8 protein-coding genes and 2 pseudogenes are annotated in these 16,426 nt (G+C 70.2%); 5 read left to right on the top strand and 5 right to left on the bottom strand.

From position 1 onward, the window contains the following. The 3 genes and pseudogenes from MJ783_RS00525 to MJ783_RS00515 all read left to right on the top strand — a co-directional run. Positions 1-180 (top strand): annotated as a pseudogene (locus MJ783_RS00525) (radical SAM protein); the annotation flags it as partial. Positions 181-287: 107 nt separating this feature from the next. Next, entirely contained in the window at positions 288-467 is a 180-nt protein-coding gene (locus tag MJ783_RS00520; RefSeq protein ID WP_239307896.1) for a hypothetical protein, read from the top strand. Positions 468-545: 78 nt separating this feature from the next. Then, positions 546-860 (top strand): hypothetical protein, encoded by a 315-nt coding sequence (locus MJ783_RS00515; protein WP_239307895.1) that lies wholly within the window; start codon positions 546-548, stop codon positions 858-860. A gap of 57 nt (positions 861-917) precedes the next feature. On the opposite strand, the gene MJ783_RS00510 is transcribed toward MJ783_RS00515, so the two are convergent. The 5 genes from MJ783_RS00510 to MJ783_RS00490 form a co-directional block, all read right to left on the bottom strand. Beyond that, positions 918-8,393, bottom strand: a complete 7,476-nt coding sequence (locus tag MJ783_RS00510; RefSeq protein ID WP_239307894.1) for a type I polyketide synthase — start codon at positions 8,391-8,393, stop codon at positions 918-920. A gap of 814 nt (positions 8,394-9,207) precedes the next feature. After that, positions 9,208-9,627: a hypothetical protein gene (locus MJ783_RS00505; RefSeq protein WP_239307893.1), complete on the bottom strand. Its 420-nt coding sequence runs from the start codon at positions 9,625-9,627 to the stop codon at positions 9,208-9,210. A 236-nt stretch (positions 9,628-9,863) separates the two neighbouring features. Further along, the gene (locus MJ783_RS00500) at positions 9,864-12,977 is read right to left on the bottom strand and encodes a LuxR C-terminal-related transcriptional regulator (RefSeq protein ID WP_239307892.1); all 3,114 of its coding nucleotides are present in this window, start codon (positions 12,975-12,977) and stop codon (positions 9,864-9,866) included. A 492-nt stretch (positions 12,978-13,469) separates the two neighbouring features. Continuing rightward, positions 13,470-13,769: a DUF4193 family protein gene (locus tag MJ783_RS00495; protein WP_239307891.1), complete on the bottom strand. Its 300-nt coding sequence runs from the start codon at positions 13,767-13,769 to the stop codon at positions 13,470-13,472. A 372-nt stretch (positions 13,770-14,141) separates the two neighbouring features. Next, positions 14,142-14,528 carry a co-chaperone GroES gene (locus MJ783_RS00490; protein ID WP_239307890.1) on the bottom strand — a complete coding sequence of 129 codons (387 nt, stop codon included), beginning with the start codon at positions 14,526-14,528 and terminating at the stop codon, positions 14,142-14,144. Positions 14,529-14,827: 299 nt separating this feature from the next. Between MJ783_RS00490 and MJ783_RS00485 the strand changes: the two genes are divergently transcribed. Beyond that, a complete protein-coding gene (locus tag MJ783_RS00485; RefSeq protein ID WP_239307889.1) occupies positions 14,828-15,505 on the top strand; it encodes a hypothetical protein in 678 nt (225 codons plus the stop codon). A gap of 342 nt (positions 15,506-15,847) precedes the next feature. Then, positions 15,848-16,426 (top strand): annotated as a pseudogene (locus MJ783_RS00480) (hypothetical protein); the annotation flags it as partial.

Below are 16,426 nucleotides of genomic sequence, written 5' to 3'. Positions count from 1 at the left end.
CTGAACCACATCCAGGACTGCCCGCTGGGCTGCGCGTACTGCATCCGGCACACCTACGGCCTATGGGATCAGCGCGTACCGCGGGCGCTCATGAGCGACGCCCAGGCCGTGGAAGAGCTGGTCACTCACCGGTACTTCCAGCCGCACGTGACCCCGGTGCAGGTGTTCAACCGGGCTTCGATGTGTTGCGGCTGGACGTGAACCGTCAGCCTCCCGAGCAGTCCGCAGCGCTCATCCGTGACCGGCTGCTGGCCTTCTTCGCTCCGGCTGCGGGGTGAGCGGCGGGCATGGTCGAGACGATCACGGACGCCGACATCGGTAGCGGAGTCGAAGTGCTGCACCGGCTCGCCACCGTTGTGCTGAACGAGCACGCTAACGACCACGGCCTGTGCGTGGTGTGTGGCTGTGCTTTCCCGTGTGAGCGAGCGGTTCTCGCAGAGCACAACCCTGCGCTCACGCGCTCCTGACCGGCTGGGCTGGCGAGCGGTGACGATGCCTGCCCGCCAAGCCCAGCCACCACGCTTCCATAACGCGGGAGTTCAGCAATGAAACCCTTGATATACGGCTACATGTGCGCACCCGATGACGTGCCGGACGACGAGCTTGACCGCGTTGTTTCGGAGATGCGCCGCTTTGCGGTGGCGGAGGGTTACTGCTACGCCACGACGTTCTTCGAGTACCAGAACGGCTCGCGCGCGGCGTTCGACGAGCTGATCACTGAACTCCAGCGGGCCGAGGCGCGGCACGTGGTCGTGCCGTCCTCCGGGCATCTGTCAAGCCACCGAATCTTGCGAGGCCACCTGCTTAAGCGGTTGGCGGACGACGCCAGCGCCCGCGTGTTCACACCGGACGGCTCGTGATGGATCGGCGCAACCTGATCATGCCCACGTACCGTCGTGGTCGGGCGCATTTCCCGGTCAGCGACCGACATCCGCGATACCGGGACCGGGAAATCCACCGTCGAGTGCCTCGGGTGTTCCGCACATGTACACGACCTGCGCCACGTCCACATCGGCGGCCAGTTCACGCAGTACCGCGACGACTCCGGCATCCGGATCGATCAGGCCGACGCCCCGGCGGGCATACTGACGTCCCAGTTCGGCGGACACCATTCCCCCACCGAAATCAGCTCCGCCGGATTCGCTGCCGGACGAGCCCCACGGACCCCAGTCAAGTGAGACGACACGGCCGTGAAAACGTCTCGCCCAGGCATGGGCACAGGTGTCAAGAGCATCATTGGCCGCGGCGTAGTCGGCCTGGCCGGGGTTACCGAACACGCCGGACACGCTGCCGAACAACACCAAAAAATCAAGATCATGACGCAGTGCGTCGACAAGCGTCCGAGCGCTCTCAACCTTTGTCGTGAAAATGCGGTCGGACAGCTCCGGCGTCTTGTTCCGGACCAGTTTGTCCGCGACAGTCCCGGCGCCATGCACAACCCCGTCGATCCTGCCGCGATCGGCGTAAACCGCCGCCACTACCTGGCGCAGCGCCTCGGTGTCCCGGACGTCCACGGCGTGGTATCGAACATAGGACGCGGTCCGCGTGAGAGCCGCGACAGTGGCCCGCACCTCCCGCTCCGCCAACAACCGGGCGACCGTGGCCTCGATCTCGGCCGGTCGGCACAGGCCCGCGTCGATCAGGGTTCGGCGCAGCCGCGGTGCGTCCGGCGCGGCGGCTGTCGCCGGGTCCTCCGGTACGGCCGGCAGGACAGTTCGGCCGATCAGTTCGATCCCGCAGCCGGTGGCACGGGCGAGCGCCAGCGCCACCCTGGCGGTAATACCGCGGGCGCCGCCGGTCAGCAGCACGACCGAGTCCCGGCCGAGCGCGGGTACGCTCACGCCGGTCGAGGAGAGCTGCGCGGGCACCACCCGCGGGGCCGAGCGGATCCCGTGACGGTAGCCGACCACGACCGGGGCATCCGGTGTGAGGATCTCGGCGAGCAGGTATTCGGCGAGCTGGACGGGAGCCTCCTTGGGGTCGAGGTCCACCGCCCGGACGAGCGTCCGCGGCGCCTCCCGCGCGACTGTGCGGGCCAGCCCGGCTATCCCGACGCTCGGACCAGGTTCATCGGTCGCGGACCGGCCGAAGCTGCCGCCGCTGCCGGTCGCGATGACAAGGCGGCGGGTACCGCCCGCGACCGCGGCTTTGATCGGGCCGAACGCGGCGGGCAGGGCCGGGGGGGCGTCCCGGTCCACCGGTGACACCCACAGGACGCCGTCCGCTCCGACACCGCTCGCGAGCTGATCAGCAAGCGACCCATCAGCGGCGGAGAACATCCGCACGGTCGCGCCGTGCCGCTCCAGCATGGTTGTCAGAGCCAGCCCGATGCCCAGGCCGCCCTCGACGACGGCGAAGCGGGCGCCCGACAACGCCCCCGCCCCATGGCCGGTCCCGACCGCGGCAAGAGCTTCCGCGAGCGACGGCAGCGGCAGCGGCAGCGGAACCACGTCGACGACGAACCGCCGCAGCGATGCGGCGCCTGGCCGCTCACGTTCAGCATTCGCCAGCAGCCTGCTCGGGTCGATGTAGACGGTATCGACATCAACGCTGGAACCGGTGTTCGCCGTCGGCGGCACCTCTGTGTCAGCGGGCCCGACGGCTGTGTCAGCGGGCCCGACGGCCGGATTCGCCGCGCCAGCGTCGAGACCCGGCCGGGTGACGATCCAGTCAACGATCCCGCGGATGGTCCTGGCCCGCGCCAGCTCCTCCGGCACCGTGTCGCCGGTGGTGGCGGTGGCGCCTCCCAGCAGGCCGGCACGCGCGGTCAGCGTCCCCAGGATCTCCGCCCTTCTGATCGAATCGATACCCAGATCAGACTCAAGATCCAAATTGGGCTCCAGGATGTCCGCCGGATAGCCCGTGGCCGCGCGGATCACCTCCAGCACGAGCGCCAGGACCGCGGGCGGATCCAGCGCCGGCGTTGCCGGCAACGCCGACGGCCGCGCAGGCGCCCCCGTGCCCGCGCCTGCGCCACGGGGGCCGGACGGCCCTGGCTGGGCGGGTAGCAACGCCGGACGCCCCTGCGGGGCAACAGCGGGAGCGGCTGGTTCCCGGGCCGGCTCCACCGCATTGCGCTCTCCCGCCACGGCCGCCGTACCGAGATAGCCGAGCATGACGTCACGGTGGGCGGCGACCAGATCCCGGGTGGCGCGCAGGAACTCGATCATGGTTGCGTTCGTGGCGGCTTCCCGCGGCGCGATGTTTCCTTCCAGGTTTCCTTCCAGCGCCGCTGCCGCTGGTGTCACCACTGCCGCGGCGGGCGCTGGTGCCGCTGGTACCTCTGGCGGTACCGCCGCGGGCGATGCCATCGCCGGCACCGCCAGAGGTGGGGACAGCGGCCGGGCGGCTGGGAGCGCCGACAGGGTGGGCTCGCCGCCCGCCAACCGTGGCGGTTCGCCGGCGGGGCGCAGCCCGCCCGGCAGACAGCGGCCGTCGGACGTCCGCACCAAGTGGCCGTCGACCAGCCAACCGGGCCGGCGTGGGCAGTTCGCGGCCGAGACCGTACGCACGTCCCGCCCGGCGAACAGCGGCGCCGTGTCCATTGTGACACCCGCCGCGGCAAGCTCGGCGAGCGCGAGCAGAAACCGGCGCAGCCCGTGTTCACCGGGAACGTCCGTAGCGACGGCGGTGTGCGGCCGACCGGCGAGGATCTGACCGGTCAGCCCCGTGAGCACCTGCCCCGGCCCGGCCTCCACGAAGATCCGTACGCCGGCCGCGTACATCGCCTCGATCTGATCGACGAATCGGACGGGGCCCGCAACCTGCTCCGCAAGCGTCCGCCGGACCGCATCGGCGCCCCGCTCATACGGCTGCGCCGTGGTGTTTGACCAGACCGGGACCGTCGACTCACCAACCGCGACCTTGTCCAGCTCGGCGCCGAACGCGCTGACCGCGCCCGCGACCATCGGGCTGTGGAACGCGCACGCCGCCGGGATCCGCCGGGCTGTCAGCCCAGCCGCCAGCAGGCGGCGTACCGCGACATCGACCGCGTCCGCCGGACCGGAGATCACGGTCTGTTCCGGCGCGTTGCGATTGGCGATCACGACATCGGCCAGCTCCGCCCCACCGGCGGCCAGCACCTCCTGAACAGGCCCGGCGGCGGCAGCCACCGCGGCCATCGTCCCCAAATCGTCGGTCCGCGCGAAACCGCTGGCGGCATCCAGGATGGCAGCCGCCCGCGCCGCGCTGAGCAATAGAAGATCATCAATGTCGATGATGCCGGCCGCGCACAGGGCGACCAGCTCGCCGTAGCTGTGGCCGCCGAGGTGGTCGGGATGGACCCCGAGCCCGGTGAGGATCTCGTTCATGGCAAGTCCCGCCATCCCGAGGACCGGTTGTGCCGTACGTGTATCGGTGATCGCCTCCTGCTGGGCGACCGCGTCCGCACGGGTGAAGGCGGCCGGCGGGAACATCGCCTTCACCCACTTCTCACCACGTTCGAGCAGGTGCCGCAGACGCGGGAAGGCCACGAACACATCCGCCAGCATCCCGGGCCGCTGGCTGCCCTGACCGGGGAAGAGAAAGGCGACCTGCCCGCTTCGATCCGGGCCGCCGGCCGGCCCGGAGCCAGTCGGATCAGCCGTCCCGGCATTGGCATTGGCATCGGGCGCGGGCGCGGGCGCGGGCGCAACGAAGATCCCCGCTTTCGGGTCATGCTTGAAGGCCCGCGCACGCCGCACCAGGTCGGGCAGGTCATCGAGGGTGGCCGCGACGAACGCCACCTGAACTGTCCCACCACGCCTGCGCGCGACCGCCGCGGCCAGGTCACGCAGTTTCCAGGGCTGCCCGGCGCCATCGTTGATCATAATGAGTTCGGCGAGCTTGTCCAGGGTGCGGCCCGCCGCGATCCGGTCGGTACCGCGCACGACAAAAAGCTCCGCCGGCCATGGGTGCACACCGTGCGCGGGCTCGGGCCCACCATCGTAGGCCGACAGCACCGCATGGAAGTTCGTCCCGCCGAAACCGAACGCGGACACACCGGCATGCCGGCGCGACGCGGGCGCTGCCCACGGACGAGCCCCCGTGTCAAAGAAGAACGGGCTGCTCGCCGCGTCCCAGGAGGAATTCGGCTGGCTGAGGTTCACCGCCGGCGGACGCACACCGGTCTCCAGCGCCTTCACCGTCTTGATCAGACCGGCCAGGCCGGCGGCACACTTGGTGTGCCCGATCTGGGACTTCACCGAACCCAGGGCACAGCTTGCCGGCGCGGCGCCATGGGCGGTGAACACCTCGGCCAGGCTGGCGAGCTCCGTTCGGTCACCGACGACGCTGCCGGTCGCGTGCGCCTCGACCAGACCGACGTCAGCCGGGGAGATCCCGGCTCGGGCGTAGGCCCGTTGCATCGCCAGCACCTGGCCGGCCTTGCGCGCAGCGGTCATGCTCAGCGCCCGCCCGTCGCTCGATCCGGCCACCGCCTTGATCACAGCATGGATGCGGTCGCCGGCGCGTTCGGCGTCGGCGAGCCGTTTGAGCACGACGACAGCCACCCCCTCCCCCAGGCTGATGCCGTCGGCGGATGCGTCGAAACTGCGGGACCGGCCGGTCGGGGACAGCGCCTGGACGGAGGAGAACAGCAGGAAGTCGTGGATGCTGTTATGGGTGTCCACACCGCCGCAGAGCACGAGGTCGGAGGTGCCGGCCACCAGCTCTTTGCACGCGGCGTCGAGCGCGGCCAGCGAGGATGCGCAGGCCGCGTCCACCGTGTAGTTCACCCCGCCAAGATCAAGATGGTTGGCGATCCGGCCGGCGATGACGTTGGCGAGCAGGCCGGGGAAGGAGTTCTCGTCCAGGGTGGGCAGGTGTTCGTCGAGCGCGGGCGGGACCGGGCCGACAAAGGCCGGGTAGGCGGACCGGAAGCCGTACGCGGAGGCGAGGTCAGCGCCGGGCTCGGCGCCGAACACGAGCGATGTGCGCGACCGGTCAAACGGACGGTCGCCGTACCCGGCGTCGCGCAGCGCGCGGGCAGCCACCGCGAGGGCCAGCAGCTGCCCGGGGTCGATGCTGCTCAACGCCTTCGGCGGAATACCGAAACCCAGCGCGTCGAACGGCACCGGGGACAGAAACCCACCCCACTTGGACGCCACCCGCCGTCCCGTGTCGCGCGGGCCCGCGTCCGGGTCGTAGTAGAGGTTCGGGTCCCAGCGGCCGCTGGGCACCTCGGTGACCGCGTCCAGGCCGCCGACGATGTTGGCCCAGTACTCGTCCACATCGGCGGCACCAGGGAACACGCAGGCCATGCCGATGACGGCCACATCCAGCGGGCGGGCGGCCTCGCGGACCTGATACCGCCCGCCGGCCACGCCATGCGGCCGGCCGCCGCCGGGATGCGTATCGATGCCAAGCTCGGCGGCCCTGGCTGCCAGCGCATGGGTCGCGCCCTCGGTGACCTGGGCATGCAGGACGTCCACCGTGGTTCTCGCCGACCGCAGCGCCGCCACCTGGCCGATCATGAACATGCCCTCATGACGCTGGGCCTCGGCGTCGACGGCGACCAGCCGGTCACGTACCCGACGCGTCCCCTTGCTTGCAATCCGCAACCGACCGAGGTTGAAACGCTCCAGTTCCTCCCATACCTGTGTGCGGGTGAGTCCCCGCTGGAGCAGTTCGGCCTTGCGTTCGGCAAAGGCATGCACAAAATCCGATGGCGCGCACCGGGCCACGTGCACCGGCGAGGTCGCCAGCAGCACGGTCCGCTCGCAGTCCACCGCGGCCTGCTGGAACCCGGGCAGAATCGCCCCTGAGTCAACCGCCTCGGCGGTGAACAGATACGCGGTGCCCATCAGCACCCCGACCCGGGCACCGTGCCCGGCCAGCGGGGCCGTGGCCGCCGCGACCATGGCGGCGGACCGCTCGTCGTGCACACCGCCAGCGAACAGCACGTGCACACCCTCGAAGAACTCCGTACCGGCCTGCTGCCCGGCTTCGTTGGCCACCCGCTCGCCGTGGGCCAGCAGCCCGGCGATCTGGGCTTCCCACAGCGGGAAGCTCGCGCGCGGGCCCACGTGGCCGCCGCACTCGTGTCCCTCAAAGACGAACTTCCGGGCACCGCTGGCGAGGAACCGGGCGAGCAACGCCGGTGAGGGCACCTGCAGGAAGGTGTCGATACCGGCCGCTTCCAACGGTGCCGACTGGGCAGGCCGCCCACCCGCGATCAACGCGCACGGTGGACGGGCCGCGCTGACGGCCGCCAGCTGGGCAGCGCGGATCTCCGGCGGGGCGGACCCGAGGATTCCGACGCCCCAGGGCGCGCCATCGAGCAGCGCGGCTGTCTCCGCCAGCAAAGCGGTGACCTCGGGCCCGCTCAGCAGGGCGAGGGCGAGGAACGGCAGGCCGCCGGCATCGGCAACAGCCTTGGCGAACTCGGCCCGGTCGCTGACCCGCGTCATCGGTCCCTGCGCGACCGGGAGACGCACACCCCGGTCGGCGGCGAAGGGCGCGCCAGGAGCCAACGGGGTGAGCCGGGCGGCAGCTCCGAGATGCTCCCGGACCGCGTCCCGGACCGCCGCGACGACCCCGCCCGCGGTCACGTGCCGGTCAGCGAGCGGCGCCGCGAAGGCTCCGTCCTGGCCGATCGGCAGGAGCTGCGTGCGCAGGTCACGGGCGCCCAACAGGCCGGCGACACCGGCCTCGTCCAGATCATGACCAGTGAGCCGGGCGGCCGGCAGGTCAGGGCGGACATACACGCGATGCCCGGCGATGACCGTGGTCTCGCTGCCGTCCATAGCTCGGATGGCGGCGGCCACATCGGTCCGCGGTTCCATCTCCCGGACCAGAGCGAGCTGGACGTCAAGCACGACCCCGAACGCCCCACCGGCAACCGCGGCGGCGGCGGTGTGCGGGCCGATTCCCCCAGCGGCCCACACCGGCCGGTCCAGCTCGGCATGGAGCAGATGCTGGAGCAGCGTGAAGGTGGTGAGGTCGCCGACCCGGCCACCTGACTCACAGCCCCGGGCAATCAGACCGTCAGCGCCCTCCTCGATCGCCGCCCGCGCCTCGGCGACCGAGGTGACCTCGACCAGGACGCGACGGTGGCCGTTGGCCGCGGCGGTCATGACATCCCACCTCGCCGCCTCCCGCCCTGTCTCGGCCGGGCCAGCGCCCGGGACACGGCCGGACGGAAGGACGACGGTGTCCACCACCGGCGGCAGCTCCCCCGGCACGGTCGCGCAGCCGGCGGGAACACGTACGCCGAAGGGACCGCGGGCCCAGCGCGCCGTGTTGACGAGCGCGGTGCGCGCGGTGGCCGCGTCACGCCCGAGATCGAGGACGCCGAGAGCGCCGGCCCGGGTCACGGCGGCGGCCAGCCTCGCGTCCGGCTCGGTGAACGGAGTGATGCCAATGACAAGATCTCGTTCCCGGATCCAGGGGCTTGGAGACGTGCCGGAACTCATTGGATGATCCCTCCTGACCCTGTGCCAGCCCATCAGCGCGGCGCCGCGGGCGGAACACCGACAGCTGCGTGCGGGTGGCCACAGCGCGTTCGCGTCATGACCGGCCGCACGGGTTGGGCCGGGTGGTATGTCGCTGTCGAGACGGCGGCGGGTCGATACCGCGGTTGGCTGACGAACACGATGAATCCCGCGGACCGGGCCCGGATGGTGATCCCACAAACGGACAGAAGCGATGCCAGCGCAACCCGCCACACGAACAGGACCACCGCGGGCATGACCGTGACCGGTTCGGTCGTAACGGGACGAGCCTGCTGACGTTATAGCGACCATGGCACACTATGAAAAACAACAAACAAGCACATAGTTCACAACTAATGCCGCATGGCACGACGCCAAGCAAGTGGCAGGCAAGCAGCGGTCAAGCGGCAGCCACGAGCACGACGACAGGCGGGGGCGCGGCGACAGGCGGGGGCGCGGCGACAGGCGGGGGCGCGGCGACAGCCACGTTCGGGGGCGCCAGGCGGCGGTGGGCCTCAGCGGCATGCGCCCACCGCCGACCGGCAGCGACCGGAATCCGTTTAGGCACGATCAGTCATTATGCCCGCCGGCCGCGGCGTCCTTCACAAGCCGCCGCTTGCCAGAGCCTCGCCTCAGTGGTCGGCGCTGGAAGTCCTTCGGGGGTTGTCGGATGCCAGGTGGATGCGTCGCGAGGCGGAGGAGGCCCCGGTAGCGGTGTTCTACCGGGGCCGACGACAACGAGGCGAGGCGCCGCCTGGCGCCGGCAGGCCCTGGATGAACTTCCGGCGCCGACCACTTAGCCCATGGGCCGCAGATCGCGGCTCTCGACGATCGTTCCGTCCGACACGACCAGCCGTTCGAACGAGCCCTCGGCCTCAGCGATCCAGAACGCGCCACCGAGCGTCATGGGCTCAAGATTGCGCCGCACGGTCGCCCGGAAACGGCGACGGTGGACGAGCACAACCCGCAGGGGCCCACGCCCACCCAGCAGCGAGCCCCAGGCGACGGTGAAGGGCACCGGTGGCCGGCGCCCCTCGACCGGGGTGGCGCCCTGGCGCCAGCCAAGAATCGGTGTCTGGTCCAACGGATGATCGAGAATGTCCGCGGACACGCCCGCGGACCTCAACCGCCAGTGCAGGAGTCCGACCGGCGAACCCACCAGCTCGACTTCGACGCCGGAAAGCGGCAGCTCCATCCGGTCGAGCACCTGGTCCATCGTGCCACCTCCGCGCCGCGTCCGCGGAGCCGGACGCAACCGCCGGCCCCTCACCTGTCGCGGACGACGTGCCCTCCATGATCGGGTACCGTCGCGCCGCGTCTCGGGGACTACAGTCCGCCTGCGTTCAGGCGTGTCGCATCCTCTGCTCTGGGTGAAAATTCAGCGACGGAGATTCCGAAAACAGCTTCCTGTGCGCCACGCGCGGCTACCGGACATCACAAGACTGCCGAACATCACAACAGGTGGAGTGCTCGGGCACGCTGCACGGCATCCCGCCTACGCGCCACATCGAGCTTCCGGTAGATGCTCTTCAAGTGCGTCTTGATGGTGTTCGTCGACACGAACATCTCCTTGGCGATCTCCGCCGTTGTGAGCATCGTCGGCAGATACGTCAGGACGGCCTGCTCACGACCGCTCAACGGCTCCACCGGCGGCGCCGCTGAGTCCGCCGGCACCGGCACCGCCGGCCCGGTCACGAGCGGCCTCGCCGGGGACAGCCGCGAAGCCGTCACACCACTGGTGCCGGCACCGTCACCGTCGGCAGTCATGGGTGCGGCGGGCCGAGCGGCGCCGACGGCTGGCTCCGTCCCACGATCCGGGGCTGGCCGCAGCTCAGTCCATGGCCGGGCGGCGGTGGAGCGTTGTGATCCTCCACGCCCGGGCCCGCTGCTGGACCCCGCGGGCCCGGCCTCGCCGCGGGCCAGCAGCTGGTCGACGAGTGCCCGATGAGCGGCCCCTAGCCCTGGATGCGCCCGCAGCATGGCTCTCACTTCCTCGCCCGCGTCCACGAAGGGACGAATGACGCCTTCCTCCTCAGCCAACGCCAGCGCGCGGGCCAGCGACGCGGTCGCACGCGCCACCTCACCGGTACGGCTGGCCGCCACCGCGTCCAGCACGCAGGCAGCCGTTACGCTGCCGATACCGAAGCCGGTGTCGGCTCGTAGCAAAGGAGCCAGGACCGCCACCGCGGCGGGTGCGTCCGCGCGGGCCAGGTGCACCCGGGCCAGCGCGAGCAGCTCGCTCGGGGCAGGGCGGTGCCCGGTGATCCCACGCCGCAGGACGGCCAGTGCCGCGTCCGGGTTGCCGGCCGCTGCCAGCAACTCGCCATCGGTGGCCAGCCGGGTCCGCGCACAGATATCGGGCAGGCCGACCGGCCGGTGCGCGCCGACCAGCCGCCGGGCCATCCGGACATCACCCGTACGGGCCAGGACAGCCGCGTTGAGCAGGACGAGGAGCTCAGCGGTCACTGGCTGTGGCCACTGCTGGCAGTAGCGCTCCGCCTCACGTATGCGCCGCCCAGCCATAACAAGATCATATTTTTCCAGGAACACGAGCGCCGTCGCGAGATGCGCATCGGCGAGCCCGGTGGCCGCGGCGGGTTGAACGTCGTCGCGGCCCGTGGCCGCCGACCGGCCCCGGTCGGCGGCCACGGCCTTGCCGGCCCAGAACTCGGCCTGGCGCAGCCGCCCGCGCCAGGCATGGGCCAGCGCGAGCCCGCCCAGGCAGGACAGCTCCACATCGTGCGCACCCACCTCACGGGCAAGGCGCAGTGCCGCTCGGAAGGCCTCGGATGCGCCGTCAGGACGACCACGCCACAGCTCGGCGCGGCCGCGGGTGGCAAAAGCGACGGCACGCACGGCGGAAAGGCTGCTCCACACGTCGGGACTATGCGGATTTCCTCCCTCCGGCATGGCGATGCTCTCCGGACGCCGGCTGGCGCGCAGCAGCTTGCGGGCGCAGGTGAGCATTGCCTCGGTATCCGCCCGCAGTTCGGTGCAGCGGGCGTCGAGAACGTCGAGAACGGTCGCCAGCAGACGCCTGCGGCCTATCGGCAGGCTGGCCAACCGCGTCCATGCGCTATGCACACAACGCCGCGCGGCCTCGGCGTCACCAGCGCGGACAGCACGTGCCGCGACCACCAGCGCGCACTCGGTCGACTGCTCGGCAGCTCCCACGGGAAACACGTCCACCAAGGGGCCGACCTGCGCCGCACGCGCAAGGCCACCGGAACCTGTGATCACTCCGAGGCCGCCCTCGACGAGCAGGCAGGCGGCATAACGCCAGTCCCCGGCACGGCATGCGTGGCGGACGGCAGCCGCGACGTCACGGCGTTCGGCGAACCACAGCGCGGCACGCAGATGCAGCTCCGGCTCGTCCTCACGCCCCTCTCCCGCGAGATCGGCGTGCATGGTGTCGGCAAGCAGGCGGTGGAAGCGGTACCAGGTGTCCGCCGCGTCCATACCGATCACGAACGAGTTGGTCCGGGCCAGATCCGCCAGCAGCGCCCGCCCGTCCACGACCGAGCCGCCAGGATCGCCACTGCTGGCCCCGGTGCTGGCTCCGCCCGTGGATGTCGACGCGCCGGCCCGCGGGCAGGGCTCGGCCGCGACCGTCTCGAGGAGAGGCCCGGTAAGCCGGTCCAACACGCTCGCGCGCAACAGGACCCGGCGGACCGCCCACGGATGGCGGCCGAGTACCTCCGCGCGCAGGTATTCGCCGACAGCACGCCTGGTGATCTCCTTGTAAGAGCCGTCCCGGCCGTCGACCGCCGGCTCACGGACCGCTGGCTCATGCGCCGCCGCATGGACCGCCGACAGCCGCAGGCCCGCGGCCCAGCCCTCGGTTCGTTCCAACAGCCGGTCCCGGCCCTCCTCCAGAAGATCAACACCATGGGCCTCGAACAGCGCCGCGATCTCCCGCGCGGTGAACGCGAGATCGGTCGGACCGACCTCCACCAGCCGTCCGTCGAGACGGAGCCGGTGCAGGGCGATGATCGGATAACGCGCGCAAAGCACCAGTCGCAGCGCGGAACCCGCACAGCTGGCGAGCAGCTCAAGCCCGGCAACCGCGACCGGATCCATGATCAGATGAGCGTCATCGACGATCAGCACAGCGGCCGTGGGCAACTCGCCGAGCATGTTGGCCAGCTCCCGCCAACGCCCATCGAAGCCGCCCCCCGATGCCGGCCGTGGAATCATCGACGGTGCCGGGTCGTCACGCATCCGCCCAGCTGGCAGGATGCCGCCGCGCTCAAGCGCAGACAGCAGATGTGCCCAGAACTCAGCGCCCGCGTCGCCATCGACAGACAGCCACGCGACCGGTCCGGGAAATCGGGCGGCCGCGGCCCATGACGCCGCGAGAACCGTCTTGCCGGAACCCGCCGCGCCGCTGATCACGGTGGTGCCCTGGCGGGCCCCCCGATCGACCAGCTCCCACAGCCTGCCCCGGGGGATGTGGGCGGCCGGCAACACCGGCGGGGACGTTCGACAGAGGACGAGTGGCAGCGCTCTTCCACCGGATGCGTCCGGATGGGGGACAACGACGGCGGACGATTCCGTGTCAACCATCTCTCCACCCCTAACCATTCAGTTGCGTTAGGTAGTGGTACCGCGACAAGAAGTTACAAGCAAGGCCGGGCCAACAAGCAAGATCTTTTAATACGACCAGTAAGAGGAGCGTGGATCAGGGTGCGTGCCTCGCGAAGCGGCGCGGGGAGCCACCGGAGGTGGTGGGCGTCCACCGATGAGCCGGGGCACCCGTGCATCGGGCGGCGATGGGTGGGCAGCGATGACGCGAGGTGCGTGCCCCAGCCCCGCGACGCCGCGCCCCCGTTGCCGGTCACCCTTGGTGGTCGCCGCCGGAAGCCGGGGTTCCTGCCGGATTGGCGAAGCCGATCTGGGAGGTCCGTCGGGGTATGCCGGATGCCAGGCGGATGCGTCGCGAGGCGGCGCAGGCCCGACAGCGGTGTCCTACCGGGGCCGGCGACAACGACGCGAAGCGCCGGCTGGCATCCGGCAGGCGCCGGCAGGCCCTGGGCGAACTTCCGGCGGGGCGACCAATTAGGCGGCGCAGTCGGAGCAGACCGTCCGGCGAGCATCAGCGAGCTGGCTGCGATGGTGCACCAGGAAACAACTGGTGCAGGTGAACTCGTCAGCCTGTCTCGGCAGCACCCGCAAAGACAGCTCCTCGTCACGGACCTCGGCGTCGGGGAGATCCAGCTCGGCCTCGAGCGCATCAACGTCATCTCCGAGATCGGCGGCAGCCCCGGCGCGCTGTGCCTTCAGCGTCTCCAGGCTCTGTTCCTGGAGCTCGTCCTCCTCGACATCAGCGCCCCGCCGGGCGTCGAAGTCACGAGCCATGAAGTCTCCTTCCTCACCAGATCGGATCGGCCGCACGCTGAGGCTCCGCGTGCGACCGCTTGTCGGTACCCACTCGAGCCTGCACCCGAACAGGATCGAGTGGTCACAATACGCAACGACCCTGGTGCGAACACAACGGGTGACGTTTGTCCGCATCCATGTGATCCACATATGGCCGGCATGAGACAACGGATCTCTCCCGGCCGACGCGAACAATACGGTCCCGCACGGCGATAGGCCAGGCATCACGTGTACAGCCCGATGTCAGACCCGCCACATGGTTACCCGAAGAGGGAATACCGGACAGGCTACGGATATCGTGCGGCGACCACGGATACGCGACGGCTACAGATAGACGATTACAGCTAACGGCTACAGATAGAGGCCGGTCAGTCCGTCATCCAGCCGCTCGGCGGCCACCGCGTGGACGTCCCGTTCCCTCAGCAGGATGTAGGTCGTGCCGTGCAGCTCGACCTCGGCGCGTTCCTCGGGGTCGTAAAGCACACGGTCACCCATCTGGATGGTACGTACCGCCATGCCCACCCCGACCACATCCGCCCAGGACAACCGCTTGCCCATCTGCGCGGTGGCCGGAATGACGATCCCGGCCTTTGACCGACGGTCGGTCGAGTCCTCACGCGGGGCAACCAAGACGCGATCATGAAGAAGTCTGATCGGCAACGACCCGGCCCGCATGTCCACGCCGGCCATCCCGCCGACGCCGGTGGCACCGTTGACCCCGCCGGAAGCAACACTCACGTGCCGGACACTACCCGCCACGACAACATTGCCCTACAACAGTGGCGCGACGCCGGTCTCCGCCCCAGCTACCCGACACCTGACCGGAGTCGGCAAGAGCACTGATTCCAGCGAGAAGCACACGAAGCTCCCTGGATGAGGAATGCACCCCCAACGGGGTATAAGCTGCCGCCCATCGCCGACCTGACCGTTGTGGTCAGGCCGGCGAGTCGGTGTCGGGACCGGGCGCACCAGCGTTCGCCGGCTCCGGCAGGCAACCGAAGATCGGCACGCAGGCAACCGTGAGATGAGGCGCGACGATGGCTTTGCGAATCAGTGTGGACCTCGATGGGCTACGCTGGGCTGATCTTTTCCGGTTCGTCGACCTGGCCCGCAACGGCGGCATCGGGCCGGAGGACCAGGTAGATGTGATCACTTATGGTAGCGACCCGCTGTCGGTCAGCCTGTCCGCGCGGATCTACCCGTCAGACTCCTTCGGTCCCGGTGACCAGGAGCTCGGCAACGAGGCCGCGGGGCGCTCCAGCGCCCCGGCCGGCACGCCACCCGTGGCCACAGCATCGCCCAACGGATCGTCGTTCGGTTACGACGTGACTCCCGGCGAGCGTGGCGCGGCCGCCAACGGCGCGCACTACCCGGCGTTCGAAGCCCCCGGTGAACGCCCTGGCCCAAGCACACCAAGCCTGCCGTCGTTCGGCGGCTACGACGGGCAGGGCGACCGCGGCGGTCCACCCGCGGCGAGCGGCACCCACTACCCGGCCTTCGACGGGCAGGGCGGCGACCGTATCGGTCCCGGTGGGGCGGGCGGGCAGTTCGCCGGTTTCGAGCCGGTCTTCGACCGGCAGGGTGGCGTCAAGGAGCCTGGCGCAGGTGGTCAGGGCCAGGTCGAGAGCCCTTACATCGAGGAGTTCGCCCGCCTGCAGGAGGGCCTGATGCGCCAGGCTCGCCGCCCGGAGGAGGTCCGTCCCGAACGGGGATGAAAAAATCAGAACGGGAGCGGGAACGCCCGGCCGTACCGCCCCACGCCGAGCCGGGTACCCACGTCCGTTATATCAGCACATTCTATCAACGCACCGCATCGGGACCCACGGTGTCACAACCCATCACATCGACACACACGTCCTGATATGCGATGTGGGTGACACTCCGTTCGTGATTATGTGACAAACTACTACCAGCAGTCCTACAGTTGCCATAGTGACCGGTCGAGGGCCGTACCGGTAACACACCCCACGAAGTGATGGTGCATGCTGCCTGCGATGGAGGATCAGCGGACGGACGAGGTCGGGCGCTACCGCAACCAGTTGCGCTCGGAGCTTCACATGATCTCAAACGGACCCGTTCTCGCGGGTCCACGGATGATCAGACACATCGAATCCCTGCTGACCCTCCTCGATCTCCACCAGCCGAACGAGTTCGACCTGTGCATGAGCTGCGACCGGCTCTGGCCGTGCCCGACGATCATGATCGTCACAGGAGCCCCGGCAACCGATGGCGACGCACCTGTCGCGGAGTCCGACGGCGCCAGCAGCCAGTCCGTACCGGTTCTCCCGCCGTCCCCACCCGTTCCCGCCCCGCACGCGCATCCCAGCGGGCCGCTGCCGACAACGTCACGGCCGGGTGGGCACTCCTCCTCGCCCACAGCCGCGCAGGGTCCCAGCACGGGCGCCTACCCGGTCTCCGCGACCGCGGGCAATCCGACGGGATGGATCCCGTCCTCGGCCGCGTCGCTGTCCACCGGCGCGCATCGCATCCCGGCTCCACCAGCGCCCCAGGCAGGAACGCCCGCACCACCAGCAGCCGAGCGGTTCCCAGCGGCACAGCCACCCCCGCAGCCGCCGCTTCCGCCACAGTCACCAGCGGCACAGCCACCCCCGCAGCCGCCGCTTCCGCCACAGCCA

Origin of the sequence: Protofrankia sp. Cj3 (assembly GCF_917627355.1) — a bacterium.
GTDB lineage: Bacteria > Actinomycetota > Actinomycetes > Frankiales > Frankiaceae > Protofrankia.
This window is presented reverse-complemented; position numbering and strand designations above follow the sequence as displayed.

Coding starts and splice junctions, on each gene's coding strand:
- MJ783_RS00520 (WP_239307896.1), top strand. CDS start 288: ATGGTCGAGACGATCACGGACGCCGACATCGGTAGCGGAGTCGAAGTG.
- MJ783_RS00515 (WP_239307895.1), top strand. CDS start 546: ATGAAACCCTTGATATACGGCTACATGTGCGCACCCGATGACGTGCCG.
- MJ783_RS00510 (WP_239307894.1), bottom strand. CDS start 8,393: ATGAGTTCCGGCACGTCTCCAAGCCCCTGGATCCGGGAACGAGATCTT.
- MJ783_RS00505 (WP_239307893.1), bottom strand. CDS start 9,627: ATGGACCAGGTGCTCGACCGGATGGAGCTGCCGCTTTCCGGCGTCGAA.
- MJ783_RS00500 (WP_239307892.1), bottom strand. CDS start 12,977: ATGGTTGACACGGAATCGTCCGCCGTCGTTGTCCCCCATCCGGACGCA.
- MJ783_RS00495 (WP_239307891.1), bottom strand. CDS start 13,769: ATGGCTCGTGACTTCGACGCCCGGCGGGGCGCTGATGTCGAGGAGGAC.
- MJ783_RS00485 (WP_239307889.1), top strand. CDS start 14,828: ATGGCTTTGCGAATCAGTGTGGACCTCGATGGGCTACGCTGGGCTGAT.